Genomic DNA, 26636 nt, shown 5'->3' with positions numbered 1-26636 from the left:
CAGTATCTTTTACTGAATGAACAGTATCGTGGCGCTAATGCCCCGTTTTCCTTGCAGGAGTTAAAGGTAAAATGGGAACAAATCCAACAAAAATCGCGCTGCTGATCGGTAGCCTTTGCAGTTTTTCCGTTATCGCGCCCGCTATGGCGGCTGACGCTACCAGCACAGCGAAAGTCGACGAGCATCTTGTCGTGATCGGCCGCTCTGACAATACCCCGTTAAATATTGCCGCGAATGTGAATGTGATTGACGCTGCGGCGATTGAAATGAGCGGTGCCACTAGTGTGACTGAAGTTTTACGCGGTCAAAGCGGTATTCAAATTTCGGATAATAACATCGGTACTAGTTTTGCGATGCGTGGCTTTAGCGCCAGCACTGCCGTTAATAACACGCTGATTTTACTTGATGGTCGTCGCCTCAATAATATCGATATCGCTGCTCCTAGTCTTAATGCCATACCGCTTAACCAAGTCGAGCGCATCGAAATTTTATCGGGTAGTGCGGGTGTGCTCTATGGCGATCAAGCGGTAGGCGGCGTGATCAATATTGTCACTAAATCTCCTGAAAATACTGGTGGTAGCGTGCAGTTATCCGGCGGCAGCTTTGATACCTATGAAGGTCGTGGTGATGTGTCTGGCGCGATCAACAAGGATTGGCGTTACTTTTTCACTGGTAGCTATAACCAAGGTGACAACTACCGCAAGCATAATGCCAATGAAACAGGGTCGATTTTAGGTCGCATTCAATATAAAACGGCCACAGATTCGTTCTTTATTGAAACCAGCTATTACGACGATGACCGTGAAAATCCTGGCTCATTGACAGAAGAACAGTTCAATAAAGACCCACGCCAATCTTTCAAGAGCAGCGAATATGTCCATGAGATGACCACTGCGGCGCGCACGGGTTATCAGCATCAGCTTAATCAAAATTGGGCTTTAGCAGCGGATTTAGATTATAGCGATACCTTAGTGTCTTCTTTTAATTGGGGGGCGAACAGCCATAACACGCGCTCACTGTTGATGTTTAGCCCTAAAGCGTTAGCGAACTACAGTACCCGTCAAGGTGAGCTAAATCTAGTCACAGGCTTAGACATCAGCCGTGGTAAGGCTGATTTTGACACTATGGCGCGGAGTAATGTACAACAAATGCAAAGCGCCTATCTACAAGCCACTGTGCCATTAAGCCATACCCTAAGTTATGTTGTGGGTGGGCGATATGCGCGGGTGACCGACGAGTTAGTCGATGGTAATGTCTATCCTAATGGCATGGATTTAGATGAAGATGCGACAGCATTCGAGTTTGGTCTGAACTACCGTCCTAGTACAGAGCACAGATTCTATCTACGTGGCGATGAAAACTTCCGTTTTGCGAAAGTGGATGAGCAAGCTTATACCTCTAAAAATGTGTTTGGCTTAAAGCCGCAGACGGGCCGCTCCTACGAAGCGGGTTGGGATTGGACTCTTGCGAGCCAAACTTTACGAGTAAGCCTATACCGTCTCGATTTGGAAGATGAAATTGTCTTCGACCCAAGTGCGGAAAAACCTGAACTTGGCAGTTTCCAAGGTGCGAACGTTAATGCCGACGCTTCTCGTCGTTATGGCGCGAGTGCCGATTGGGATTGGCAGGTGACTCAAGCAATGCAACTCGGGTTAGAGTATAACTATATTGATGCTGAATTTACTGACGGTATCAATGATGGCAAGGAGCTGTCTTGGGTGGCAAAACACACAGGACGCGGTTATGTCAGCATGGATTTTGCTGAGCATTTCCAAGTATTTGCCGAAGCAATTTATACTGGTAACCGCTTTATCGAAGGCGATAACGCTAACGAAGGTGATAAGCTGGCCAGTTACGTGCTCGGCAATTTAGCCTTGAACTACAATCGTGATGCCTGGCTTGCCAGCCTGCGTATCGATAACCTATTTGATAAAGACTATGTTAGCGCAGGCTATTATGGTGGTGGAATATATAATGGTTATTACTCAGGCCGTGGTCGCGATATTCGTTTAACCCTTGGTTATCGTTTTTAATATCTGACTAAATGAGCTAATTTAGCAGCCTTTAACTGAATATAAAGGCTGCTTGTTTGCAATTATTTACTCTTAAATTGTTTATCTTGTTCTTCTTTATTTAGCGGTTTAATACCAAGATAATATTCATAGCTATTTTTATCGCTGTTATCGACAGTCGTCTCATTTTTTATATTAATTTCTTTCGATGTACTGTCTTCTTTATTTGCATACATAGTTAATTTAGGCTTAGTCTGATTAGGCTTAGTCTCATCAGCAGTTGACTTATTCGCTATGCTCTTAATTTCTTCATTATCAGTAGCGGATTTATCTTCTACCTTGCCAAATTTATAGTTAAAAATTGCATTGGTTTCTACTGTTTCAATGGTTGATTTTTTCATGGTTTTGTATGATGCAACAATGCCATGCTTACCTAAGGTAACTTCGGGGTAAATTTTCTTACCTGTACCAACCTTAGCACCATCGACATACCAGTCTGCATCAACGTTACTCGTAAGGGTAATGACTGTGGACTTCAGGCCCAGTTTTTCATTGAGTAATGATTCTATTTTGTTGTTATATGACGGTTTAAACGTCATATTGACTCTGTAATGCAGTTCACCATTCATATTCATACTTGCATCAATAACCTTGTATGATAGCAGTACACTTTTATCACTAAGGAATGGATCTGAATTAATCGTGTTTTTAACTGTATACTTTTCGGTATCTTTTAAACAATCATTTATAGATTGAAATTTAGAACAGGTCATGGAGCTTTCTAGGTCAACTAACTTAACACTATCAACACTAGATAACTCAGCAACAATACGATTAACAATTTCTTTTTTTAATGCAAAAAGCTGTGCGCTTCTTTGGGTGCGTTGACTATTAACAACTTCGTATTGTTTTAATATATCTTGATAGTTTTCTTTATTTTTAACTTCGTCATCGACTGATTTCTTTTCAAGTGAATCAATGTTTTTTACTAAGGTTTCGATTCCTTTGAAGTAATTGCTCGGGTCACTTTCTGTTAAAATAGCATTGGGTAATGCCAATATTGCCTTGTTATAATTCTCTTTCTCGTTTTTGATGTTTGTTAATAGTGATTCATAATCATATTCACTTTTCTTATGATTAGATAAACGATCATTTATAGATATTAACAAGTTATCAATATCAAACTTTTGTTCGATTTGGTTTACTGTTTGGTTTTCAGTTGCTGTTATCAACTCTAAGGCGTACGAGTTACTTGCACACAAGCACAACAAAGCAATGGTAAATTTACTGTATCTCACGTTTCTCTCCGATATTTTATCTGAAACAGTCAAAACTGCTTACTATTTCCGTGCTTTGAGCAAAAAACTCTACGTTTTGACCATGATACTTAAGTTGATTTTTCTTTTCAAATGGATTGTTTGTTTGCTAATTTCAAACGAAGACATTTCCACTTTGATATCAGTTTGAGGCTGAATTGTACCCCCTTTGATTGTGTCACCTTATATTGGCAAGATTCACGAGGTCTTGATACTAAATGATGGCCATGACAGAAGAAGTGCAGCTAAAACTGTGACATCTGGCTGATGAGTAGTAATGAGCCAAAAAGTCTACTATATAGCGGGAATGCTATGCTTCAATACTTATGTTGAACTGGCAATGTAATGGAAGGCATATTGCAATGAAATGCGAATAGGAATTGTTGAGTGTGGCTCACCCGCGTTGAAGAAATAGAGATAAATCATTAGACGGGATTGTTCGCGACTACTAAAGAATGGAAATGTTAAAATTGTTTTAAAACATGTGATTATAACTCCATATCCTGCACTTTATTTGCTTCGCCATTTGACGTTACATATAAGGTAGTCATTTTTTTATTATTTTCGTTAGGCTATTGTGCGACTTAGTACTGAAATTCTTTAAATTTTGGGTATGATGTGAAGAGTAACCGAATCATCTTATTGCTAATAAACAGGTGCAAAGTGTCTTATGACAGATCTTGAGCAACAGGTTTTTACTCAAGTTAGAGCTATCATAGCGAATGAAGAGCAAGTGATTGGCCGCCGAGGGATTTTAATTCCACTCAAAAAAGCGATCCTCGCTGAAGGCGACATTCGTAACGTGATCGACATTATCTCGAGCGATCCCGCATTAGCGGCGCACATGTTAATGCGCAGTAATTCCGCACAGGCATCTGGGGTGATTAACCCTAAGACGCGCTCTTTGAAAGAAGCTTTGGTCCGCTTAGGTCAAGTTAATATTTATCGCTACGCCTTTACGTTCTATTTAAAAGAACGCCTCGATGAACTACCACAGCCCTATAAAAAGTTGGTCCAAGGTTATTGGAAGCTGACTGAAGATATTGCAACTGATGCGGTGGATAGTTTAGCGGAGATGGAAGGTGTGGAGGTTGATGCTGACGAAGTACAAACCTTAGCTCTGTTCAGTGTGTTCGGGCAAATTATCGCACTTACGGCCTTTGCCTATTTAAATGCTAATGCCGAACAGTCATTTCCTTTAAGTGTGATTAAGTCATTGATTGATAATCAACAACAGACCTTAACCATCGAAGCGTTCGAGGCGTTAGATCTCGATCAGGATCTGCGTCAAGAATTTATGATCGCCCATAATTTGCGTCAGACCCGTAATCCTAATTCATCAGGGTTGATACTGCGCCGTGTCTTGTCTATGCGTGGATTGTTGATGAATCCGCTGTAATTTTGAGATTCGCTAAACAGCTGCTTGATCCTATGAAATAATCATACAATTCAATAAGAAAGCCTGCATCAGCAGGCTTTTTTGTTAGGTTTCACCTGTGTTAATTTGTCTTCTGCTGGCGGGATAAACCTTCACTCGCCACCAGTTGTAACCAATTTTGGATCAATGTTGAGTTACCACTATGGCGGCGATAGGCGCCAAATAGAGGCCGTTTTAAGCCTTCTTGTCCTAGCTTTACCGTAGTAAGGCTTAAGCCGTGACCTTCATTTATCGACCAGTTCGGCAGGGCAGCGATACCATCTTTGCAGGCGATACGTTGCAATAACATCATGGTCAAATCACAGGTTTTTTGCTCACCCGCTTCTATGCCCGCAGGTTCTAAAAAGTGGCGATAAATGTCTAAACGCGTCAGCGGTACGGGATAGCTAATTATCGGTAAACGCGCTAATTGCTTAGGGCTGACATAGGCTTCTTTTGCTAGAGGATGATCTTTAGCAACCACTAACTTCACTTCAAAATCAAACAAATGCTGATAAGCGAGTGAATGCCCAGGTACAGGATCTGAGGTCAGCACTATATCCAGTTCACCCATTTCCAAGGCATTGAGCGAGTCGAACAAGTGACGGCTCGACAGATCTAACTCCGCTTGGGGATAGTCTTGTCTAAATTGCTCCATCACAGGCATTAACCAGCGAAAACAGCTGTGGCACTCAATGCCGACACGCAACTGATTGGTTTCGGTTTCAAGGCCATTCTTAAGATCTGTCTCGGTTTCTAACACCTTAGGCAAAATCTCTTCCGCGAGATGAAGCAGGCGTGCACCTTCTTGGGTGAATGACAGCGGCTTACTCTTACGCACAAAAATAGGCGAGTTAATCCTTTGCTCCAACTCCTTAATTTGGTGGGAGAGTGCGGATTGAGTGACAAAACGTTTTTTGGCTGCGCCCGCCAAACTGCCACTTTCCTTCAGGGCCATTAAGGTTCGCAGATGTCTTAGTTCGATCATGTTCACTCCAGGTGAAATTCGCTCATGTTGTGCTTGAAATCAATTCGGTTGCTGGAATAGAGACTAACACAATAAACTTCTAGACGTCCAGACGCCCATTGTTGTTTATCAAGGCGGAAATGTTGAAAAGTGCCAAGAGAACACAATCTGGTGGGTGCAAGTGCCGAATTTGGCTTATCTCAAATAAAGGAAGATAGGGTATGCAATTAAATAGTCTTGGGTTTCCCCGCATCGGGCGTCGTCGTGAATTGAAATTTGCCTTAGAAAAATACTGGCGTGGTGAGATCACTCAAGCTGAACTGCGTGAAGTGGCGAGCGAACTGCGCCGTACCCATTGGCAGTGGCAAACCGCAGCGGGCATTGAGCAAGTGCCCGTGGGGGATTTTGCCTTTTACGATCAAGTACTGACCCTAAGTGCGACCTTAAATGCCATTCCTGATCGCCACCGCGGCGAAGGCGCTATCGATCTCGATACTCTATTCCGTGTTGCCCGCGGCAGAGCGCCAACGGGCCAAGATGCGCCAGCTTCTGAAATGACCAAGTATTTTAATACTAACTATCATTATCTGGTGCCTGAGCTGACGCAAAACCAAGAGTTTTCGATTGCTTACGAGCAGTTTTTTGATGAAGTCAGCGAAGCGCAAGCGCTAGGCTATAAAGCCAAACCTGTTCTACTCGGCCCAGTCAGTTACTTATACCTTGCTAAAACCGTCGGCCAAGAGTTCGATAAGTTAAGTTTATTACCGAATTTATTAACGGCTTATGCTGACATTCTGGCGCGTTTCGCCGCCCAAGGTGTGGAATGGGTACAGTTAGATGAGCCTGTGCTGGCATTAGAATTAGACCTGCATTGGCAAGCGGCGATGACTCAGACTTATCAAGCATTAAGCACTGCTAACGTTAAGGTTCTCTTAGCGAGTTATTATGGCGGTATTACGCATCATCAAGCCCTCGTATCTGCCTTGCCTGTTGCTGGTTTGCACTTAGATTTAGTTACAGCGCCAGAACAACTGGCTGTGTTTGCAAATGCGTTGCGCAGTGAGCAAATTTTGTCGGCGGGTGTGGTCAATGGCCGTAATGTGTGGGCGGCAGAAATCGATTTGATTGCCGAGCGTATTGGCGCTGTGGCGCGTGATTTAGGCGATCGTTTGTGGATTGGCACATCATGTTCATTGCTGCACAGCCCAGTCGATTTAGATGTTGAAGCCAAACTATTACCTGTGCTGCGCAAGCAGTTGGCCTTTGCTAAGCAGAAACTGTTGGAATTGAGCAAAATTCGCCAATTATTGTTGGCGCCTAGCTCGGATGAAGCACAGAAAATCAGTGCTTTTTGTATCGCTCGTCGCCAAGCCAAAGCGCAGGCTGCAGATAAACAAGTGATTGATCGCGTTGCCGCATTAACTGCTGCGGATTATGAGCGGGCAAATGATTTCAGTGTGCGCCAAAGCGTGCAGCAGCAAAAATACCATTTACCTCTGTTACCCACCACGACCATAGGTTCGTTCCCACAAACACCGGCAATCCGCGGACTACGCAGCCGCTGGCGCAAGGGTGAGCTTAACGATGCTCAGTATAATGAGCAGTTACAGCAAGTGACCCGCGATACTATCGATCGCCAACTCAAACTGGGTATCGACGTACTTGTGCACGGTGAAGCCGAACGTAACGACATGGTGGAGTACTTTGGCGAGCAGTTAGCCGGCGTTGGTTTTAGTAAAAATGGCTGGGTACAAAGCTATGGCTCACGTTGTGTTAAGCCACCCTTGATTTACGGCGATGTGAGTCGTCCAAAAGCCATGACGGTCGATTGGGCTGAGTTTGCCCAGAGTCTCACCGACAAGCCCGTAAAAGGCATGTTGACGGGGCCAGTGACGATTTTGCATTGGTCATTTGCCCGTGAAGATATCAGCCGCGAAGCTATTGCGACACAACTGGCGCTGGCTATTCGTGATGAAGTGGTCGATTTACAAAATGCGGGGATTGGCATTATTCAAATCGATGAACCTGCCTTCCGTGAAGGTCTGCCATTGAAGCAAAGTGAGTGGCAAACCTATTTAGATTGGGCGGTGAATGCCTTTAAACTCAGCGCTGCTGGCGTGACTGATGAGACTCAAATCCACACTCACATGTGTTACAGCGAGTTTAACGACACGATTGGCGCGATTGCTGCCATGGATGCCGATGTGATCACTATCGAGACTTCGCGTTCACGGATGGAGTTACTCAACGCCTTTGAAGATTTTGAATATCCAAATGAAATTGGCCCCGGTGTATATGACATCCACTCACCAAACACCCCAAGTGTGGAGGCCATGGTGCACTTAATCGAGAAAGCCGCGCAGAAAGTACCTGTGCGTCAACTGTGGGTCAACCCAGATTGTGGCCTAAAAACCCGTACTTGGGATGAAGTCGAACCTGCATTGAAAAACATGGTCGATGCTACCCGCGAACTGCGTCGCCGCCTTGGCTAATATTTATGCTTGAGTGAGAGTTTTAAACTGAGCTTAATGAGTAAAAAGACAACGGATGCCTATGCATCCGTTGTCTTTTATCACTTGCGAATAAGGCAAACTCGAAGGTCGATTGGTAATGTTTAATATCAAGGTTCAATTGGCGTGCTGAGCAAATAACGACTCTAGCTTTATGATGATGAATCAGTGGCATCGGTATTGATTGGCGAGGACATCTTAAGCATCTCGAGGTAAACCCTTTTCAACAATACGCACCATGCGTTCGGTTTTGCGGCGCGCTTTTTGTTGCTCAGTTGCAGCGGTGTCGGCAAGGCGCGATTGCTGAGCATTGAGCGCCCATTCGATATGTTCACGCACTATCTCATCGATATCTTCGTTGTCATTGCGAGCGTTAAGCGCGGCAATAATGCTTGGGCTTGCGGGGGCGTTACCCAGCGCGACTGCGATATTACGTAGCCAGCGTTTATGGCCAATTCGGCGAATGGCGCTGCCTTCGGTTTGCTTTAGAAATTCGGCCTCGCTCCAAGCAAAAAGACTGAGAAGGTCAGGCTGCTTTAACTGCGGGCGAATATGGAAGTCGGTTTCGGCAGTGAGCGGCGCTTGGCGATTGATGGGGCACACGAGCTGACAATCATCGCAGCCATAGATGCGATTGCCCATGAGTGGCCTAAATTCTTCAGGAATGGCGCCTTGCAGCTCGATGGTGAGATAGGAAATACAGCGTCTGCCATCAACCACATAGGGTTCTACGATTGCACCTGTTGGGCAGGAGGTGATGCAGGCGACGCAACTGTTGCAGCCTTCTTGAATGGGAATATCCACAGGCAGAGGCAAATTGATCAGCAGCTCACCTAAAAAGAACCAACTACCCGCCTCATGGTTGAGTATGAGTGAGTGCTTACCTGTCCAGCCGATACCGGCTTTTTCGGCTAATGGGCGCTCGAGCACGGGCGCTGAGTCGACGAAGGGACGGAAATCGGCGGCATCGAAACCGAGAGCAACTAACTCTGCACTGATTTGATCCCCCAGTTTTTTAAGCCGAGCGCGGATCAACTTGTGATAGTCGCGGCCCCCTGCATAACGGGAGATATAACCTAAGTTGGGATCCGTGAGATTAGTGGCAAAGCCTGCTTCGGGTGGTAAATAGTCCATCCGTACGGATATCACTCGCACTGTGCCCGGATGCAATTCTTGCGGTCGAGCGCGCATCATCCCGTGGGTGGCCATATACGCCATTTCGCCATGAAATCCTTTGTCTAGCCATGCTTGGAGTTTGGCTTCCTCGGCCGTTAAATTTGTATCGCAAATGCCAACTTGTGCAAATCCGAGTGCTTTTCCCCACGTTTTTATTTGCAACGCGAGCCGCGACAGTGTGCTGGCATAGGATTGGTTGGGGATTTGATTGGCTAAAGTCGACATGGATTCATTGCAGTGAGGCTCTTGGCTAGGTGGCAATATGATAGCAAGTTTTCACTTGTTACGGACGAGTTTGCTCAGTGAGCGTGAATGAGAGGCTATTTTCTTTGGGCATATGTTTATTTGCAGCAGGGATTGAGTCTATGATTAGGTTTAATGTTTCCCGTTTGGTATCCGTATGCTGAGTGCGTTTCCCCTTAGGGCGTGTTTTCTTGCGATGAGCTTACTAGGCCTGATGCCTAATCTTGTTTTTGCGGCGCCTGATAAGTTGAAATTGGTGACCGAAGCTTGGCCTCCCATGAGTTACGAGCAAGATGGCGTTCCCCAAGGTTTTGCGGTGGACTTAGTCAATATCTTGCAATCGAGACTGGGCCAGAGTGAAAAAATTGATGTGTTACCTTGGGCACGGGCGTATTCGATTGCTAATACTTTGGCGAATGTCTTACTTTTTGCGACGTCTATTAATGACGAGCGTGAAGATCATTTCGATTTTATCGGCCCGATTGCAACCAGCAAAATTGCTTTGTATGCGAGGGCGGCAGATCCCATTGCACTCGATCAACTTGCCGAACTTCAATCTAAAGATATTGTGGGGGTTTATCGAGAATCTGCAGGGGCGCAGCTGTTACAACAAGCGGGCGTGGATAATTTGCTGGTGGCGAGTTTTCCGCAGCAATCGGCGAAGCAATTACTGTTCTCTCGAATTCGTTTCTGGTGCCAAGCGGATCTTGCGGTAAAGCAGATACTCGAAGAAGTGGGCGCGAGTGAGGCCGATATACGCCAAGTGTATGTAGTATCTGAGATTAATCTGTATTTAGCCTTTTCTAAAGGGACGTCGGCGGCCACGGTCACGAGTTGGCAAACTGAGCTTGAGAAAATGAAAGACTCAGGGGAGTTTAGTCGTTTATATCAGACATGGTTTGGTGCTCTGCCACCGCCCTTACAGCATCAAGTGTTTTGGCATAAAGCTGTTTAACTCTCGCACGTAGCCTCATTTTTGGCAGCTTTAACACAATTCCTTCCCGCATTTTTAGCCTCATAAAGGGCATCGTCGGCACGTTTCAGTAGGCTGGCAAAGTCTCTGTCTTGATAAGTATTTTCAGTATTTGGTTGCGGCGCTAAGGTTGCGACTCCTGCGCTAACGGTCAATTTGAGTTCAGCGGGTAAATCCTCTGCACCTAGGCGGCTAATATGAGCTTGCAACTGATGGGCAAGTTCACAAGCACGTTCAGCATCCGTGTTGGGTAAGAGAATTAAAAACTCTTCACCACCGATACGGCCAATAAGATCTTTATTACCTGTTAGGGCTTTACCTGCGCTTGCGATCGTCAGTAAGGCGCGATCGCCCAGTTCATGGCCGAAGTTATCGTTAATTTTCTTGAAGTGGTCCGCATCAAAGATTATCACCGAAAAAGGGCTTTGTTGTTTTAAGGCTTGCTGAAAATACTGCGCGGCTTGGGCATAAATATGCCGACGATTAGGGAGTTTGGTGAGGTAATCTGTGAGGGCGATGACCTGCAGTTGGCGATTTCTCTGTACTTGTTTATACGCAAATATCGACACTATTGTCAGGATAAAGCCCGTCAATAATAAAATAATGTGTTGTAATGATTTATTCTTCTCGAGTAGCGCGAGTTCTTGTTCTTTAAGGTTTTGGTTTTCAATCAAACGTTGATTTTCAGATTCAATCCTAGTGGTATCAAACTTCACTTTTAATTCTGTGGTTTGATGTGAGAAGGAGTTGTCGTCGATCTTTTTGGTGAGGGCGACAAATTCCTGCAATGCGCCATAGGCCGCAGGTAAATTATTCATGGCCGCATAGACGTCACTTTTTAGCTGTAATAGTTGAGTGAGTCCCCGATCATTTTGCAGGGTTCGAAAGGCTTTTTCCCCTTGTTCGAGTTCGGTAAGCGCTTCTTTATAACGTGCTTGCTGAAACTTGATATTGCCCATAAAGAGCTTCATAAAGCTATAAGCGGCATGATCTTTTTCGTTAATCACAGCTGCGGCTTCAGTTAAATATTTTTCCGCTTCATTAAGACGATGGAGTTTGATTAAGCTAAAGGCAATATCCGTCGCCATAGTGGCGGCCACTTTTTCCAGCTGATGTTCCTTAAAGTATTGGTAGCTTAGCAAGAAGTGATCAATAGCTTGTTGATGTTCACCTAGTTCATCTAAGGCCAGGCCTATCTCTGAGGTGACATTCATTGCCTGTTCTTGGTTATTGTTCTTTAAATAAACTGCTTTAAGTTTAGTGTAATAACGGATCGCACTTTGGGGATCGCCATAACGTCTAAAGCTGGTGGCCATATCGGCAAGATTGATGTTAGCCCAGCCGGTTAAATTCAGTGACTCGTAGAGATCTTGTGCAGTTATCAGATCGTCTAATGCCGCAGAAAAATCGCCAATATAGGAATACAGAGCGCCGCGAAGGCTGCGTGAGTCGGCAATGAGTTTAAGATCCTCATGCTCATAGGCACGCTTAACGCTGAGGTTATAGCCTTCCATTGCGCTATCTACATCACCATTTAACTGCAAAAACCAAGAATGACAAAGCATGAGGTCGGTGATGAAATGCGCGGAAGCCGTTGGTGGAATAAGGGTGAGTGTTTGACTCGTATTCTTAACTGCCTGTGCTATGTCTGTATCCGTTTCGGCACTTTGATCCCAGCATTTTAGTAGCTGTAGCTTTTCATTGCGGAGTACATCGTCGGTTGCAATCAGTTTGCTTAATAATGCTAGATTGCTTTCGATTTCTTCACGGGTCATGGGTTCACCGCTTTCAAATCTCTCAAATATTTTATCAACCTGAGTCTGTTCTTCTGCCATAGCGAGACTGAGCGGCAGTAAGAGCAGCAACAAGGTACATGATAAGTATCGGAATGGACGTAGCAAAAAAGGTTTCCTGTTCGCATTAAAATCAATAGCTAATAATGAGCTTAGCATAACTTGTTTGTTCATTTTGAATATAGATGTATCGCAATTTTGCATTCGGCTAGTGATCAAGGTATAAACTTCGCCTTGAAAATTATTCTAAAAAGGAATCACCCTTGAAAAAATTACTTTGTGCTGCCCTACTTATGATAAGCAGCAATAGTTGGGCGGGTTCAGATTTAGAAACCTCGGGCGATGTATTGCATTTATTGCTCCCCGCAACGGCAATGGGCGCGACGTTATTTTATGAAGACGGTTACGACGGTAGTTGGCAGTTAATTCAGGCGGCAGTATCGAGTCGATTAATTGTTGAAGGCCTAAAATATGGCGTGAGTAAAGACAGACCCGACGGTAGTGGCGATGATTCGTTCCCATCGGGTCATACCTCTGACAGCTTTATGGCGGCGACGTTTATTCAGCAACGTTATGGCTGGCAGTATGGTTTACCCGCCTATGTCGCGGCATCGTATGTTGGCTATACCCGAGTGGCGAGCGATCAACATTACCTAGAAGACGTGTTAGCGGGTGCTGCAATTGGCGCACTAGCGGGTTGGTATTTTACTCAGCCATATGAAGGAATTACTGTCACACCGATAGCAGGTAACGGCGTTTATGGTTTATATGTGAGTGGTCAGTTTTAAGTCTATTTTTTGAATGAATGTTAATCGAGATTTTTTATGAGTGAATTATCAGCTGTTTACCGTGAAACTGCCGAGCAGATTTCTTACAATGTTGCGAATAAAGTGCTGCCAATGGCAAAACTTCCGGATGGATTATTGGCTGCATATCAAAGCCTGTGCGCTGAACTGTTGGAAGACAGAGAGGGCAAATTTAGCCAAGCTTGGGCATCTTTGCCTGCTAGCGCGCGTAATCTTATGGAGCAAGCCGCATTCCACGGTTTTTATATTGCGAATGCTTGGTTGCAGTTGAGCCGTGTTGCCCAAGAGATTTCTGAGCAGGCTGATACAGATGGTGAAATCCAAGAGCAAGAATATAACGGTATCTTCACCCGTTTAGCCGATGAGTCGCTCAAAGAAAGTCTACGCAAATTGAAAAAAGCACGTACCGATCGCTCTATGCTCAATAGCTTTAAACAGGTGATGGCGCCTTAGTTTTTATTGAAATAAGCGCTGAGTCTGAAAATCAAAAAGCCCGTCACTTTGCAGTGACGGGCTTTTTGCTGGCACAAACCCTTAGCTAAAGCTGCGTTGCCACGACTTAAGTCGCGGCAACGTTATGCTTAGAACGAAGTGCGTTTGTAGCGGCGATATTCTGGACTCCAGAAATTGCCTTCAATTGATTGTTGTAAGATTTCATCGCTCATTGGCAGCGTTAAACCTTGTTCAACTGCGACTTTACCTACGGCGAAAGCAATGTGCTTGCTGACCGCGTGGATATCTTCCAGTTTCGGCAATAATGGGCCGCTACCGTCGATTGCCAGTGGCGAGCATTCTGCAAGTGCGCGGCTTGAGGCCATTAACATGGCATCGGAAACGTGGCGGGCACCAGAGGCTAAAACACCTAAGCCAATACCTGGGAAGATAAAGCTGTTGTTACACTGGGCAATCTCATAGGTTTCACCATCGACCACAACGGGCTCGAACGGACTACCCGTGGCGACGAGTGCTTGACCTGAGGTCCAATGCAAAATGTCCTTTGGCGTCGCTTCAACACGGCTGGTTGGGTTCGACAGTGGGAAAATAATCGGGCGGGCACAATGGCTGTGCATAGCGCGAATAATTTCTTCGGTGAACAGACCCGGTACGCCGGACACGCCAATCAGCACGGTTGGCTTAGCGTTGTTAACCACATCCAATAACGAAATATTGTCGCTGAAATTACTCCAGTTTTGGATATTGGTGCATTTCTGCGCCAATTTTTGCTGGAATGGCAACAGGTTAGGCATGTTGTCTAGCAATAAGCCCCAACGGTCAACCATGCACACTTGAGTGCGAGCTTGCTCGTCGCTGATCCCTTCGGACACCATTTGCGCCACGATAGCTTCGGCGATACCGCAACCCGCGCTACCCGCACCAAGGAAGGCAATACGTTGTTGATTTAATTCAGTACCTGCAGCTTTACAAGCGGCTAGCAATGAACCGACGGCAACGGCAGCGGTACCTTGAATATCATCGTTAAAGCAGCAATAGCGATCTTTATAACGCTCTAAGATCGGCATGGCGTTCTTTTGGGCGAAGTCTTCGAATTGGATCAAAGTGTCTGGCCAACGCACATGTACAGCTTGCATAAAGGCTTCGATAAACTCGGCGTATTCTTCGCCACCGATGCGCGGATGGCGCCAGCCCATATACATAGGATCTTCTAATAACTGCGGATTATCTGTGCCTACGTCTAATGTAATAGGCAGAGTATAAGCCGGACTGATGCCACCACAGCTAGTGTAGAGTGACAACTTACCGATAGGGATCCCCATGCCGCCAATACCTTGATCGCCAAGACCTAAAATACGTTCACCGTCGGTAACAACGATGATTTTAACTTTTTGGCGAGTCGAGTTATTGAGAATGTCATCGATCCTATCTTTGTTCGGATAAGAGATAAACAAACCACGGTTGCGGCGATAGTTTTTCGAGAAACGTTCACAAGCCAAACCTACCGTCGGCGTATAGATGATAGGCATCATCTCGCTGATGTTATTTTGCACTAAACGATAAAATAAGGTCTCGTTAGTGTCTTGGATATTACGTAGGTAAATATGCTTGTCTAAGTCGTTGTTGAAACTTCTAAATTGATCGTAGGCGCGGGAAGCCTGCTCCTCAATCGTTTCAATGGCATAGGGAACTAAGCCTTCGAGGTTAAAGAAAATACGCTCTTCTTCAGAAAATGCACTGCCCTTGTTAATCAGTGGGGCTTCAAGAATGGCAGGTCCTGCAAACGGAAGATAGAGGGGGCGTTTATTATCGTCCATGGGTAACCTTTTGAGTTATTGTTTAAGTGGTCAATACGTGCTGTAAGTCACGTAAGGTTATCATGAAATGTGATCTTTGTTGTCCGTGGGACGAGGTATTTGTGGTTTTTTTTGCAGCAGTAAAAAAGTCAGCTGTTTTAAACAGGATTTATGAGGTACTTCAGATGGAATTGTTATGCTGTTGTTTATGCCTAAGCAACTTTAGGTATAGCTTAAATTGGATATAAAAAAACGCAGCCTAAGCTGCGTTTGATGTGACAAACTTATGTTTTGCGTTATTCACCACGATACTTAAGTGATAAGCCGCGAATAAAGTTACGCAGGATTTGATCGCCACACTCTTTAAAATTCTTATGATCCGGATTGCGGAACAGCGCGCTCAGTTCTGATTTTGACATTTGAACTTCGGCTAGAGCCAAGGCTGCAACTATGTCTTCTTCACGCATTTCGAGGGCAACTCTGAGCTTTTTGAAGATTAAGTTATTGTTTAAACGCGATACTGGCGCTGGGATTTCTGCACCTTCACGTAGGCCACGCTTTTCGATGATAAGGCCGTCTAGGAACTGACATAAAGTGGTGTCATTACAGGCTTTGTAACCTTCTTCCTCTTCTTTGTGCAGTAGAGCAATGATCTCTTCTGTCGGCACTTCTCTTCCAGCTTTGGCAAAAATTTTAATCATTTTGGCATTGTTGAAATCAAACACGAAGCGCAAACGGCGCAAAATATCATTATTAATCATGGTCATCTCTTGGCGCGGCTGCGCTGTCTGGTTTAAGAGGCGGTATTATATACCCAAACCGCCTCAAAAGCAGAATTTAGCCGGAATTTAACGCAGCGTAGCGAATGCTATTTATGATTCTGGCATAAATAGCTGTCATGACATCTTAGCAATCAACCTTTAATGACGTTGTACCAATAGATAAACAGTGCCGCGAAAATCAGCAGATAACTTATGCCAAACCAAGAGAGTAGCTTCATCTTAGTGCCATACCTATCGGCTTCGGGGAGCTGTTTGCTGGTCATTAAGCGGTAGTTTAACCAAGCAAAAATGACAGTGGTCATAAAGGCCAAAATCATCACAAACTCAAGTAGCGGCAACAGTGCGCCTTTAAAGAAGAGGATCAGCAATAAGCCAAAGGCACTGATGGCGAGCATGATCCCTGTGAGGCGTTTGTCTGAACTGGCCTTTGAGGTGAGTAATTGCCAGCCCATATCTAAGGTGCGGCTGTAGCCATCGATAACGGTTACTGTGGTGCTAAAAATACAGAGAAAAGCCACAATCCCAATAAGATAACGACTTTCACCACCCATCACTTGGCTGTAAAGGTTGATCAATTGATTAGCAAATTGTGCGCCTGAATCAGAAAAGTGCTCACCACTGCCGTGCATCACTAAGGCGCCCAAGGACAGAAACACGATCGCGAGGATCGCGGTGATGATGTAGCCTAAGTTAAAGTCGAGCAGCGCCTGCGCTTTTGTGACCGTCTGGCTTTTTTGTTTTTCGAGCAACCAGAGGGAGTTCCAAGCGCTCACTTCAATCGGTGCCGGCATCCAGCCCATCATGGCGACCAAAAATCCCACATGGGCCCATTGCCAAGGTGAGGGAGAAACAAAATTGCTCGCTAATGGCTGAGCATGATCCCAAGCTAAGGCCACAGCAATCAAGGTAGTAAGGGTTAGGGCGAACATGATGATCTTAGTAAGTCTATCGAGTAGTTGATAATGGCCTAAGATCAGCAAAGCCAATGAACTCAGCAATACCAGCAGGGCTAACCAATCGATGGGAAGCGGAATAAATTGGGTCAACATAGCGGCGGTGAGCATGCAAACACCCGCTGTGCTGGCGACTGCGGCAATCACATTCAGTCCGGTAAATAGCAGCAAATAACCTCGGCCCTGTTTGAGGTAACCGTGCAGTAAACTCTCCCCTGTGGCGGCGGTGTAGCGTGCGCCAGCGGCAAAGAAGGGATACTTAAGTAAATTCACCCCTAAAATGACCCAAGCCAATTGCCAGCCAAATTCGGCGCCAGCCCGAGTCGAGGCAACTAAATGCGATGCACCAATCGCCGCTGCGGCCATAAGCACACCGGGCCCCATAGCTTTAATGCCAAGCGTCAGGTGTGCCATCCAAGAAGATGAAGGGGAGGTTGTCGAGGATTCAGTCATGTCGTTATTAAAATTACCTGTTGAAAATTAATCTGGGGAATCGAACAAGCCCTTATGTTAAGGCTGCGCTCATGCTAAAGCTGTGCTAACGCTAAGTGAGTGGCTCAACATTAAAGGGAAAGTGATTGAACTGAAAGTCGTTTTATTCAATTTATCTATTTAATTTTTGGCTGAGCAAGGCTTCAATTCGTTTTAGGCTTGCTGCCATCTCGACTACGTTTTGTAATAACGCATCATCAGGTTGTACAGATGGACTCGCTGGATGTGGGCGCTGAGTAAGACGCTCTTTTTGTTCTAATACGCGGGTTCTAAATTGAGGCGCATTAACTATGCCGACTAAGCTTATCAAGGCACCTGCGCCCGATTGCCCTGCGGTTTCTACCGTGAGTTTATGCAGACCAAATAGGCGCATAATTGGGCCTTGGATCAATGCCATATCGGTAATTTTGTCCAAAGGCACTGTATTTTCGGTACGAGTTAATATTCCGCGGCGCACAATCAACTTATTACTGGTGAGCTCGGCACTCATATTACGAATATAGCGGCGAGTTCCCCACAGCCCGATTGGAAACCAAAGCAATAACAAGGGAATGCCGACTATGCTGAGGCTGAAATAGGCGGCCCCTGAAAGCAACCAATACAAACCTAGATTGGACTCAAACTCTGCTTGATGAATGATCTTGTCTTCCATGTTTCTTCCTTAAATTCTGATATTCAAGTACCACGATTTGTCTCGTTAGTTGAATTTTCTAGTGCCTAGACCTTTTTGATTCTCGCAGAAGGAAAGCATATTGTCTCAACATGTAACAAAAGTTTAACTTTCATTATGATCCCATTGACTTTGGTTTGTAACTCATTACCTTGTGTATTGTTAATTTATGGTTTTCTAATGGTTAATGTAATTTTAATAAAATAGATAAAACAAGGGATATGTATGAACAGACCTCAGATTCTACCCAGTGCTTGTGCCATCGCTATTGCTTTAGCATTTGCGCCAACAATAGCCCATGCTGCCGATAAAGGCGCAGAAAAAGTTGAACGTATTGAAGTGACGGGTTCTCGTATTAAACGTACAGATATCGAAGGCCCTTCCCCGATCCAATCGATCAGCAAAGACGATATTGCTAATATGGGATTCGATAACCTACAGCAATTGCTCGAACGTATGCCTGCGAACGGTGCTGGTGCGTTTTCTACCCGTGGTAATAGCCAAGATTCAACTGCCAACGGTGGCGCGTCTATCAGTTTGCGTGGTTTAGGTCCTGATGCGACCTTAGTGTTGATTAACGGTCGTCGGGTTGCTGCGAGTGCTTTTGCTGAAGGTATTACTAATTCTTTCGTTGATATCAATAATATCCCTGTTTCAGCGATCGAACGTATCGACATACTCAAGGACGGTGCATCGGCTATTTATGGCTCTGATGCGATTGCCGGTGTGGTCAACATTATCCTGAAGAAAGACATTGAGGGTATTGAAGTCAATCTCGGCTACGGTGATGCTTCAGGTACGGGTTACGATGAAACCACTGCGAACATGGTTTGGGGGATGAAGTCTGATAAGGGCAGTGCCTCCGTTATTCTCGATTATTTTAAAAATGGTACCTTAGCTGCGACTGATTTAGGCCGTTTCGGCAGTGCAGATCAGACTCCTTATGGCGGTGAGGATTTCCGTTCTTCCCGTGGTTTTCCTGGTTATTTTTATGTTGATGGGGTGAAAACCATAGATCCAGCCTGTCCACCTGATCGGGCGACGCCAAGCGGCAGCTGTGTATTTGATTATGGGCCATATAACCTTGTTATTCCTTCTGCAGAACGAGTGGGAGCTATTGGGCAATTCGAATATCATTTCAATGATGATTTAACTGCTTTCCTTGAATTAGCTGCCCAGCACAACACGTCGGAAGCGGGCGGTGCACCAACACCTCTTGATGAGGATGCAGGCTTAACCGTACCAGGAACTCACCCAAATAACCCTTGGGGGAAAGATATTGAAATTGGTCGCTTCCGCACCGTTGATGCGGGTGCGCGTCGTTGGGATATCGAGTCTGATACTCTTCGTTTAGTCGCAGGTTTGCGTGGCGTAGTTAAAGATTGGGACTGGGAAGCTTCGGTGCAAAAAGGTCGCAGTGAGTCCACTCAAACGGGGGATCGCAGCCAAGGTTGGGTCAGAACCGATTATTTACAACGTGAAATCGATGCGGGTCGCTATAATCCTTTCGGTGGCACCATGAACTCCCAAGATGTCATTGATGACATTACCACTAGTTTAGTGCGCCAAGGTTTGTCAAACATGACTTCCTATGCAGCTAACATTTCAGGTCAAGCATTTACCCTTGCTGGTCGCGATATTATGATGGCGGCTGGAGCTGAATATCGTGAAGAAGATGTCAGCGATGTGCCCGATGAACAGTTCCAACGTGGATTGATTTTTGGTACTGAAGCAGTCTCTGCGGCGGCATCACGTGAGCAATATGCAGCTTATGTTGAATTATCTATTCCGGTAACGGATAACTTCGAGCTACAACTTGCTGGTCGTTATGATCACTATAGTGATTTTGGTTCAACGACTAACCCTAAAGTTGCCTTCCAATGGGGAGTGACTGACGAGATAACGGCGCGTGCTTCTTGGTCTACGGGTTTCCGTGCACCTTCTTTAGCACAAATAGGTCTTGGTCCATCGCGTGAAAGTAGTTTCTTCATTGATACTTACCGCTGCGCTGCTGATAGTGTTGATTGTGAAGCTTTAGATTACAACACTGAATTTGAAGGCAACTCGGAGCTGGATGCTGAGGAATCCGAAACTTGGAACGTCGGTATGATTTGGGCGCCAAGCCAGAAATTCGATGTTGGTTTTGATATCTATAGCATTACACAAGATAACAAAATCGATAAACAGCCGTTAGGCGATATCTATACCGCAAATTGTAATGATCAAAACAGCACTGTATGTGAGCGTTTAGCTCCACAGGTGGGTCAGACTTTAGGTCCAATCAGTATCATCCATTCAAGCTTTATCAACCTAAGCTCACAAGATGTGCAAGGGATGGATGTTTCGAGTCATTATGGCGTTGAGTTGGATAGCTATGGTGATCTGAAATTTGGACTTGAGTACAGTTATTTACATAGTTTCGAAAAAGATGGCCTAGATTACACCGGTGAGTACAAGTTCCCTCAACATCGCTGGTTACTTACTACTAACTGGACTATGGATAACTTTGCCGCCAACATTAATCTGAGTTATATCGGCGAGTTTGAAGATACACCAGATATCAATTTTGATGGCGTCCTCGACTTCGAAAGCAACAAGTCTCGTATGGTTGATGCTCAAATCTTAGTCGACATGTCAGGTACTTATCGCTTCAATGAAATGTTCAAACTGACATTGGGTGTAAACAACGTATTTGACGAAGAGCCACCATTTGCGATCGGTGACGGTGATACCGACCTTTACGGCTATGTTATTTCAGTACATAACCCTATGGGTCGCTACATCTACACTAAACTCACTATGAACTTCTAATATTAAGCCTACGTGCTTTATATCAAAGTGTAGTGAAATCGAAACGGCGCATTAAGCGCCGTTTTTTATGGGCAGATTTGCACTAACGCAAACTCAGTGTATCTTCGTTAGGACACGAATTAACCGGACTAAAAGGACGTTGCAATGATCACTTTATATGGCACACCGCGCAGTCGCGCATTACGAGTTGCTTGGGTGTTGGAAGAGTTGGGCGTTGATTGGGATTTTTCCTTTGTGGATATGACCAAAGGTGCGCATCGCAGCGCGGCATTTTTAGCGATAAACCCCTGCGGTAAAGTGCCTGTGCTAACTGATGATGAGCTAGTGTTATCCGAATCTGCGGCGATTTGCCTTTATCTAGCAGAAAAGTATGGCGGGGGTAAGTTGTTGCCACCCGCGGGGAGTAACGCATCGGGTTTGCACCATCAATGGGTGAGCTTCATCATTACTGAGCTTGAGCAGCCGCTTTGGACTTTGGGTAAGCATAAGTTTGCTTTACCGGAGGAGCAGCGTCATCCGCAGATCATGCCTTGTGCGGTATGGGAGTTTGATAAGGCGGCTGCATTGGCCGAAGCCATGTTGCCTGAAAGTGATTTTTTGCTCGGTGATGACGTTTCGGTGGCGGATATTTTATTGGCCCATACCTTAATGTGGGGCACATTGTTTGAACAAGCCATTCCACCTAAACTCGCCGCTTATCGCGATAGGTTGTCTGCGCTGCCGTCGCGTCAATCGGCTTTGCAGAAGATGGATGCTGTGGTGGCTGCTAAGGGTTAATCAGGCAGAGTAGCTGATTATTTTAGCCTTGAATGATTCAGGTGCATTCCCACCATTATCTGAAAATCATTATGAGAATACCAATCACATTAAATATCTAACCAGTTCAGAGCCTCACAGGCATCTCAATCCAAGGCGCATTGACGCAGAAATGGTTATTCCCTTTTAAGTCAATGCAACACCGGAGTGGGATGCCTGTGAGGCTCCCGAAGGGCGGGTTTCAACGCGCTTTATACTGCGTTTAAGGCTTTCGACAGAGCACCACTATGCCTTCAAGCCTTCGTCTTGTCTAAAGCGCGTTGAACTCCCGCTGAATGAACAGATATTTAATACGATTGGTATAAAAAAGGGCAGATAGTGATATCTGCCCTTGCTGTTAATGCGAGTACTAAGCTTCTGGATTTACACGCTTATAGCTGAGTCGCGGCCCATTTAGCACGGCTTTCACGGCTTTCGCTCATTTTGGTCGGTTCACGGAAGGCTTTATAGGCTTCCACGTCCAGTGCGACTAAGCTGACGTCGACTTCTAGGACCAGTTTGCACTCTTTCTTGATGCGCCAAGCTGCCGTGTTGTACAGCTCAGTAAAAGGCAATGAACTTAAAAATTCGGGGTTGTATTGAGTGTAAGTGGCTTGAGTGGGGTACACCACGAAAGCTAAATGACGCTTAGGTTCTTTTTTAAATAATTCTTCAATGCCATCGCAGGTGTTAAGTACTTGCATCTCAATGATGTCATCAATATCGAGCAGTTTCTTTTGCGCCAGCTCAGGTGCCGCTTGTTCGCCACTTTCCCAGGCTAATACATCGGCTTCGCTATGGTTAGTTAGCGTGCCAACTTGAGCCGCACTTAAGCTCAATGATTGGCGTAAGTAGCTCATTTCGATGGCATTCAAGCCAATGTTTTTAGACATAATCGTGTTCTCAATGCAGTGAAAGTAAAATTAGTATTTAATCTTTAGCCAGATTTCTTCAACCCATTCCCAGAACGACTCCCAATAGATATCGGTAAAGCCGCCGTTTTTCCAGAAATGCACTTGGCCATCTTGGTCGATACAGTAAAAGGCATCGCCCTGCTGACAAATGGCAATCATGTCCCTTGGCATGCCGATAGACCAAGCATAACAAGTGACTTCAGGCAGATAGGTGTGTGAGTAGGGATCCGATGCAGTTACTGGCTCTATCGTGCCGTAAATCACATCACTGGCATACAGCAGGTATTCTTTTAGCTCCCGCGGCAATGAAATCAGGATTTGCTCTTCGACTTCGACGAGCTGCTCAAATGTGGGTAATTCGAGTGGTACAGGAACAGTTTCGCTGCGTTCTTGGAGTTGCTCAATGATGTCGTGCATGGCGTTTCCTGCTGATAGGGCTATGGCGCGGGATTATATACTTAAAAAGACGTTCGATGCGAGAGAGTGCTTTTTTCAGCTTATTTTTAATATGGTTTTTCAGGCGCTGTAAAATATTAATAAAGCGCTGGCACCTTTGCAGGATACCAGCGCAACAGTGGAAGTGGTTGTGGGTTAAGCGACTGAGACTCTTAATAAACTGGCTTCATCGACCCTTTTATAGTTAAGCCATGCTTTGTGGTACAGCTTGTGTGATTCTTGGCGTAATTTAGCAATCTGCGCGAGTTCAAACTCACTGAGTAACCTTTGCTGTTTACGGGCATTAGCTTCAATCGTCTGCACTTTTTCATATACCTTGTGCTCTGGGCCGTTTTTGATATCGGCGATATCCTGCAAATGCAATTGCACCTCGGCAATCATGCCCGATTGGGGTAAACGCACCAGCAAGTTGAGATCGCGATAGCCAGATGCTTTGGGCTCAGCAAAGCGGTTTTTCTGTTTCACCACTTGGGTCTGTTCGTTCAAGGCTTGGTAAGCCTGCATCAGATCTTGAATGCTGTCGGTCACGATACTTGCCCTTGCCAGGTCGGTAATTTGGCTGGCGTCACCGTTAAATTTTGTCGCCACTTTATCTGCAGCTCTTTGATAACTCTTCACAGGAGGAATAATCACTTGCGTCTGTGAATGATGGGCAATTCGGGTAAGCAACTGAGCCAGCTCAGCTTGAGCATCATAGGCTTGGTGATAGAGAACGGATAAGTCATTCGAGGTTTGACGAGGCGCATCAAAGGTCTGACTGCTGAGTGCGTATAGACCTTGTAGATCGTGGCTTTGTGCCTGTCTTGCACTGTAATTACCACGTTCTGTTTTTGTGTCACTGACGTCAAGAGAATTTGCTACACCAGCGCGGCTCGATAATAAGAGTAGAAAAATAAAAAAGGTACGAAATAACTTAGTCATGCGGCCTACTTCCTTATGGGTGAGTTGTACAGGTCACCCATCCACCATAGGCTTCTTTTGCTTAATTAAAGCTGAATCAATCATTAAGACTTGTTCATCTTGCGCATGGGTTTACATTCATCACTCAGGATTGAGGAGTTTAGCCAAAAAAAATGGCGCCACCTGTGACAGTGAGCGCCATTGTTGTTGCTCAGCTTATGCAGCCGAGCGGCGATTTAAATCTGGCTTACCAAATTTTTACGCGTTTTTCTGGTGCGATATACATAGCATCACCGGGTTTCACATCATATGTGGTGTAGAACTCAGGCATGTTAGACAGAGCACCCAGAGCACGGAATTCCGCAGGTGAGTGTGGATCGGTCGCTACGCGGTTACGCATCGCTTCTTCTTTGGCCTTCGCGCGCCAAATTTGAGTGAAACCGATGAAGAAACGTTGATCGCCCGTTAAGCCATCGATGACCGGCGCTTCTTGACCATTGAGTGATTTCTTATAGGCGCGGTATGCGATAGTCACACCTGATAAGTCACCAATGTTCTCACCTAGCGTTAAACCACCGTTGACGTGCAAATCGTCAAACACAAAGTAACCGTCGTATTGTGCAATCAGCGCTTGGCCGCGGGCAGAGAACTCTTTCAAGTCTTGCTCAGTCCACCAGTCACGCATGTTGCCTTCGCCATCGAACTTAGCACCTTGGTCGTCGAAACCATGGCCCATTTCGTGACCGATAACGGCACCAATACCACCGTAGTTGACTGCATCATCAGCCGCCAAATTGAAGAATGGCGGTTGCAGAATGGCCGCAGGGAAGACGATTTCGTTCATGGTTGGGTTGTAGTAAGCATTAACCGTTTGTGGGGTCATGTGCCATTCGTCTTTGTCGATTGGCGCGCCCAGTTTGGCTAATGATTTAGCATGTTCAACTTCGCTGGCACGAACAGCGTTACCGATTAAGTCGTCAGCTTTAATGCTCAGCTTGCTGTAATCTTCCCACTTGTTCGGATAACCGATTTTCGGGTTGAATTTTGCTAACTTATCCGCCGCAGCCACTTTAGTGCTGTCGCTCATCCAGGTTAAATCTTTGATGCTGTCGCCGTAAGCGCCACGAAGATTTTCCACCAGTGCTTGCATGCGGTCTTTGGCTTCAGGCGTAAAGTGACGTTTAACGTACACTTTGCCGACAACTTCACCCAGCATACCGTTAACAGAGGCTACGCCGCGTTTCCAACGTGGTTCTTGCTCTTCTTGACCGTTTAAGGTTTTAGAGAAGAAATCGAAGTTTTCGTTGTCTAGCGCTTCACTCAAATAGTTCGCTGCATGCGTCAGCACTTGCCATTGCATGTAGGTTTTCCAAGTAGCTAAATCGGTCGTTTTTAACACCTCGTTCAGACCTTGGATATAGCTAGGCTGGTTAACAATGATGTCGGTTTGCTTATCCGCACCCAGCGCTGTTAAGTAAACAGTCCAATCGATATCCGGTGCCAATGTTGGCAGATCTTTCACTTGATATAGATTGTAAGTTTTCGTGCTATCGCGGTTTTCAACCACATCCCAATGCTTAGAGGCAATGGCCGTTTCTAGGGCAAGAATAGACTCAGCGCTGGCTTTAGGATTAGCAAGACCCGCAAGAGTAAACATCTTTTCTATGTGGGCTAGGTAAGCCTTACGGATATTAACGAAGCGTTCTGACTCGTTAAAGTAGTAGTCTTTTTCTGGTAGGCTTAGGCCATATTGATAGAGATGAGTCGCGTAACGGCTAGAGTTTTTCGCATCGATATCGATATAAAATGCCATAGGTGTACCCGCACCAGCGATTTGGCTGTGGGCGAAGTACTTCACCAATTCATTCTTATCTTTTAAGGCGTTAATAGCATCGAACTCACCTTGGATTGGTGTCACGCCCAGTTTGTTGAGCGTGTCAGTATCCATAAATGATCGATATAAATCGGCCACTTTTTGCTCGTCTGTGCCAGTGGCCAGATTGGGCGTTGCTGCCACTTCTTCGATAATGGCTTTTACGTCGTCACGTGATTTTTCACGTAAATCGTAGAAAGCGCCAATGCTAGTACGATCGGCTGGGATCTCAGTGTTTTTCAGCCAAGTGCCGTTAACATATTTGTAGAAATCGTCCTGTGGGCGAACCGCTTTATCAAAATTAGCGAATTCAATACCAGAGCCCAGTACCTGAGTCACAGCAACTGCGGTGGCTGTTTTAGCGGTTTCAGGTGCTTTAACTTCGGCTGGCTTGTCATTACAGGCAGTCAGGCCTGCGATAAGTGAGGCACACAGTCCCCCAATGAGTACTTTTCTCATGTCGTTTCCTTCGAGTTTATTATTGTGCCCATTATTGGGGCTGTTATTTTTTGCAAAATGGGATTGCTT

20 protein-coding genes are annotated in these 26636 nt (G+C 45.4%); 8 read left to right on the top strand and 12 right to left on the bottom strand.

The features are described from left to right. The first annotated feature begins 71 nt into the window (after window positions 1–71). Complete coding sequence (locus AC5YB3_RS08130; protein ID WP_494526919.1) at window positions 72–2033, top strand: TonB-dependent receptor; 1962 nt, start codon at window positions 72–74, stop codon at window positions 2031–2033. A 62-nt stretch (window positions 2034–2095) separates the two neighbouring features. Here AC5YB3_RS08130 and AC5YB3_RS08125 read toward each other — a convergent pair whose 3' ends face one another. Next, window positions 2096–3310, bottom strand: coding sequence for a hypothetical protein (locus AC5YB3_RS08125; RefSeq protein ID WP_012588534.1), 1215 nt, complete (start codon window positions 3308–3310; stop codon window positions 2096–2098). A gap of 688 nt (window positions 3311–3998) precedes the next feature. Here AC5YB3_RS08125 and AC5YB3_RS08120 point away from each other — a divergent pair. Next, window positions 3999–4727, top strand: coding sequence for an HDOD domain-containing protein (locus AC5YB3_RS08120; protein ID WP_006084102.1), 729 nt, complete (start codon window positions 3999–4001; stop codon window positions 4725–4727). A 100-nt stretch (window positions 4728–4827) separates the two neighbouring features. On the opposite strand, the gene AC5YB3_RS08115 is transcribed toward AC5YB3_RS08120, so the two are convergent. Then, on the bottom strand, window positions 4828–5733 hold the full coding sequence (locus AC5YB3_RS08115; protein ID WP_494526918.1) for a LysR family transcriptional regulator: 906 nt from the start codon (window positions 5731–5733) through the stop codon (window positions 4828–4830). A 200-nt stretch (window positions 5734–5933) separates the two neighbouring features. On the opposite strand from AC5YB3_RS08115, the gene metE reads away from it, so the two are divergent. Continuing rightward, window positions 5934–8204, top strand: a complete 2271-nt coding sequence (gene metE, locus AC5YB3_RS08110) for a 5-methyltetrahydropteroyltriglutamate--homocysteine S-methyltransferase (protein ID WP_494526917.1) — start codon at window positions 5934–5936, stop codon at window positions 8202–8204. 216 nt (window positions 8205–8420) lie between these two features. Here the strand turns inward: metE and queG are convergent, their stop codons facing one another. After that, window positions 8421–9623, bottom strand: coding sequence for a tRNA epoxyqueuosine(34) reductase QueG (queG, locus tag AC5YB3_RS08105; protein WP_259569392.1), 1203 nt, complete (start codon window positions 9621–9623; stop codon window positions 8421–8423). A gap of 175 nt (window positions 9624–9798) precedes the next feature. Here queG and AC5YB3_RS08100 point away from each other — a divergent pair, with 175 nt between their 5' ends. Then, window positions 9799–10596, top strand: coding sequence for a substrate-binding periplasmic protein (locus AC5YB3_RS08100; RefSeq protein ID WP_494526916.1), 798 nt, complete (start codon window positions 9799–9801; stop codon window positions 10594–10596). On the opposite strand, the gene AC5YB3_RS08095 is transcribed toward AC5YB3_RS08100, so the two are convergent. Beyond that, on the bottom strand, window positions 10593–12515 hold the full coding sequence (locus AC5YB3_RS08095) for a tetratricopeptide repeat-containing diguanylate cyclase (RefSeq protein WP_494526915.1): 1923 nt from the start codon (window positions 12513–12515) through the stop codon (window positions 10593–10595). The two genes, AC5YB3_RS08100 and AC5YB3_RS08095, sit on opposite strands and share 4 nt — an antisense overlap. 155 nt (window positions 12516–12670) lie before the next feature. On the opposite strand from AC5YB3_RS08095, the gene AC5YB3_RS08090 reads away from it, so the two are divergent. Both AC5YB3_RS08090 and AC5YB3_RS08085 read left to right on the top strand, forming a co-directional pair. Further along, window positions 12671–13195 (top strand): phosphatase PAP2 family protein, encoded by a 525-nt coding sequence (locus tag AC5YB3_RS08090; RefSeq protein WP_106651592.1) that lies wholly within the window; start codon window positions 12671–12673, stop codon window positions 13193–13195. A gap of 36 nt (window positions 13196–13231) precedes the next feature. Beyond that, window positions 13232–13666 carry a DUF3069 domain-containing protein gene (locus AC5YB3_RS08085; protein WP_006084096.1) on the top strand — a complete coding sequence of 145 codons (435 nt, stop codon included), beginning with the start codon at window positions 13232–13234 and terminating at the stop codon, window positions 13664–13666. 128 nt (window positions 13667–13794) lie between these two features. Here the strand turns inward: AC5YB3_RS08085 and AC5YB3_RS08080 are convergent, their stop codons facing one another. The 4 genes from AC5YB3_RS08080 to AC5YB3_RS08065 all read right to left on the bottom strand — a co-directional run bounded on the left by AC5YB3_RS08080 (window position 13795) and on the right by AC5YB3_RS08065 (window position 18341). Continuing rightward, window positions 13795–15483 (bottom strand): NAD-dependent malic enzyme, encoded by a 1689-nt coding sequence (locus AC5YB3_RS08080; protein ID WP_006084095.1) that lies wholly within the window; start codon window positions 15481–15483, stop codon window positions 13795–13797. A gap of 275 nt (window positions 15484–15758) precedes the next feature. Further along, window positions 15759–16223: a YehS family protein gene (locus AC5YB3_RS08075; protein ID WP_006080239.1), complete on the bottom strand. Its 465-nt coding sequence runs from the start codon at window positions 16221–16223 to the stop codon at window positions 15759–15761. A 152-nt stretch (window positions 16224–16375) separates the two neighbouring features. After that, window positions 16376–17650: an Nramp family divalent metal transporter gene (locus AC5YB3_RS08070; protein ID WP_494526914.1), complete on the bottom strand. Its 1275-nt coding sequence runs from the start codon at window positions 17648–17650 to the stop codon at window positions 16376–16378. A 151-nt stretch (window positions 17651–17801) separates the two neighbouring features. Next, the gene (locus AC5YB3_RS08065) at window positions 17802–18341 is read right to left on the bottom strand and encodes a PH domain-containing protein (RefSeq protein ID WP_310801807.1); all 540 of its coding nucleotides are present in this window, start codon (window positions 18339–18341) and stop codon (window positions 17802–17804) included. Window positions 18342–18584: 243 nt separating this feature from the next. On the opposite strand from AC5YB3_RS08065, the gene AC5YB3_RS08060 reads away from it, so the two are divergent. Together AC5YB3_RS08060 and AC5YB3_RS08055 are read left to right on the top strand one after the other, a co-directional pair. Continuing rightward, entirely contained in the window at window positions 18585–21170 is a 2586-nt protein-coding gene (locus tag AC5YB3_RS08060) for a TonB-dependent receptor (RefSeq protein ID WP_006084091.1), read from the top strand. 144 nt (window positions 21171–21314) lie between these two features. Further along, window positions 21315–21947, top strand: coding sequence for a glutathione S-transferase family protein (locus tag AC5YB3_RS08055; protein ID WP_006084090.1), 633 nt, complete (start codon window positions 21315–21317; stop codon window positions 21945–21947). Between the two features lie 410 nt (window positions 21948–22357). On the opposite strand, the gene AC5YB3_RS08050 is transcribed toward AC5YB3_RS08055, so the two are convergent. The 4 genes from AC5YB3_RS08050 to AC5YB3_RS08035 form a co-directional block, all read right to left on the bottom strand. Further along, window positions 22358–22858, bottom strand: a complete 501-nt coding sequence (locus tag AC5YB3_RS08050; RefSeq protein WP_006084089.1) for a DUF4447 family protein — start codon at window positions 22856–22858, stop codon at window positions 22358–22360. A 30-nt stretch (window positions 22859–22888) separates the two neighbouring features. Next, on the bottom strand, window positions 22889–23296 hold the full coding sequence (locus tag AC5YB3_RS08045; protein ID WP_011845817.1) for an SMI1/KNR4 family protein: 408 nt from the start codon (window positions 23294–23296) through the stop codon (window positions 22889–22891). A gap of 174 nt (window positions 23297–23470) precedes the next feature. After that, entirely contained in the window at window positions 23471–24256 is a 786-nt protein-coding gene (locus AC5YB3_RS08040; RefSeq protein ID WP_259522501.1) for a RelA/SpoT domain-containing protein, read from the bottom strand. A 226-nt stretch (window positions 24257–24482) separates the two neighbouring features. Then, complete coding sequence (locus AC5YB3_RS08035) at window positions 24483–26567, bottom strand: M13 family metallopeptidase (RefSeq protein ID WP_342899191.1); 2085 nt, start codon at window positions 26565–26567, stop codon at window positions 24483–24485. Window positions 26568–26636 lie beyond the last annotated feature (69 nt).

This window comes from Shewanella sp. 1311 (assembly GCF_059338235.1).
Note: the sequence above shows the minus strand (reverse complement) of the source record. Positions and strands in the feature narration are given on the sequence as shown.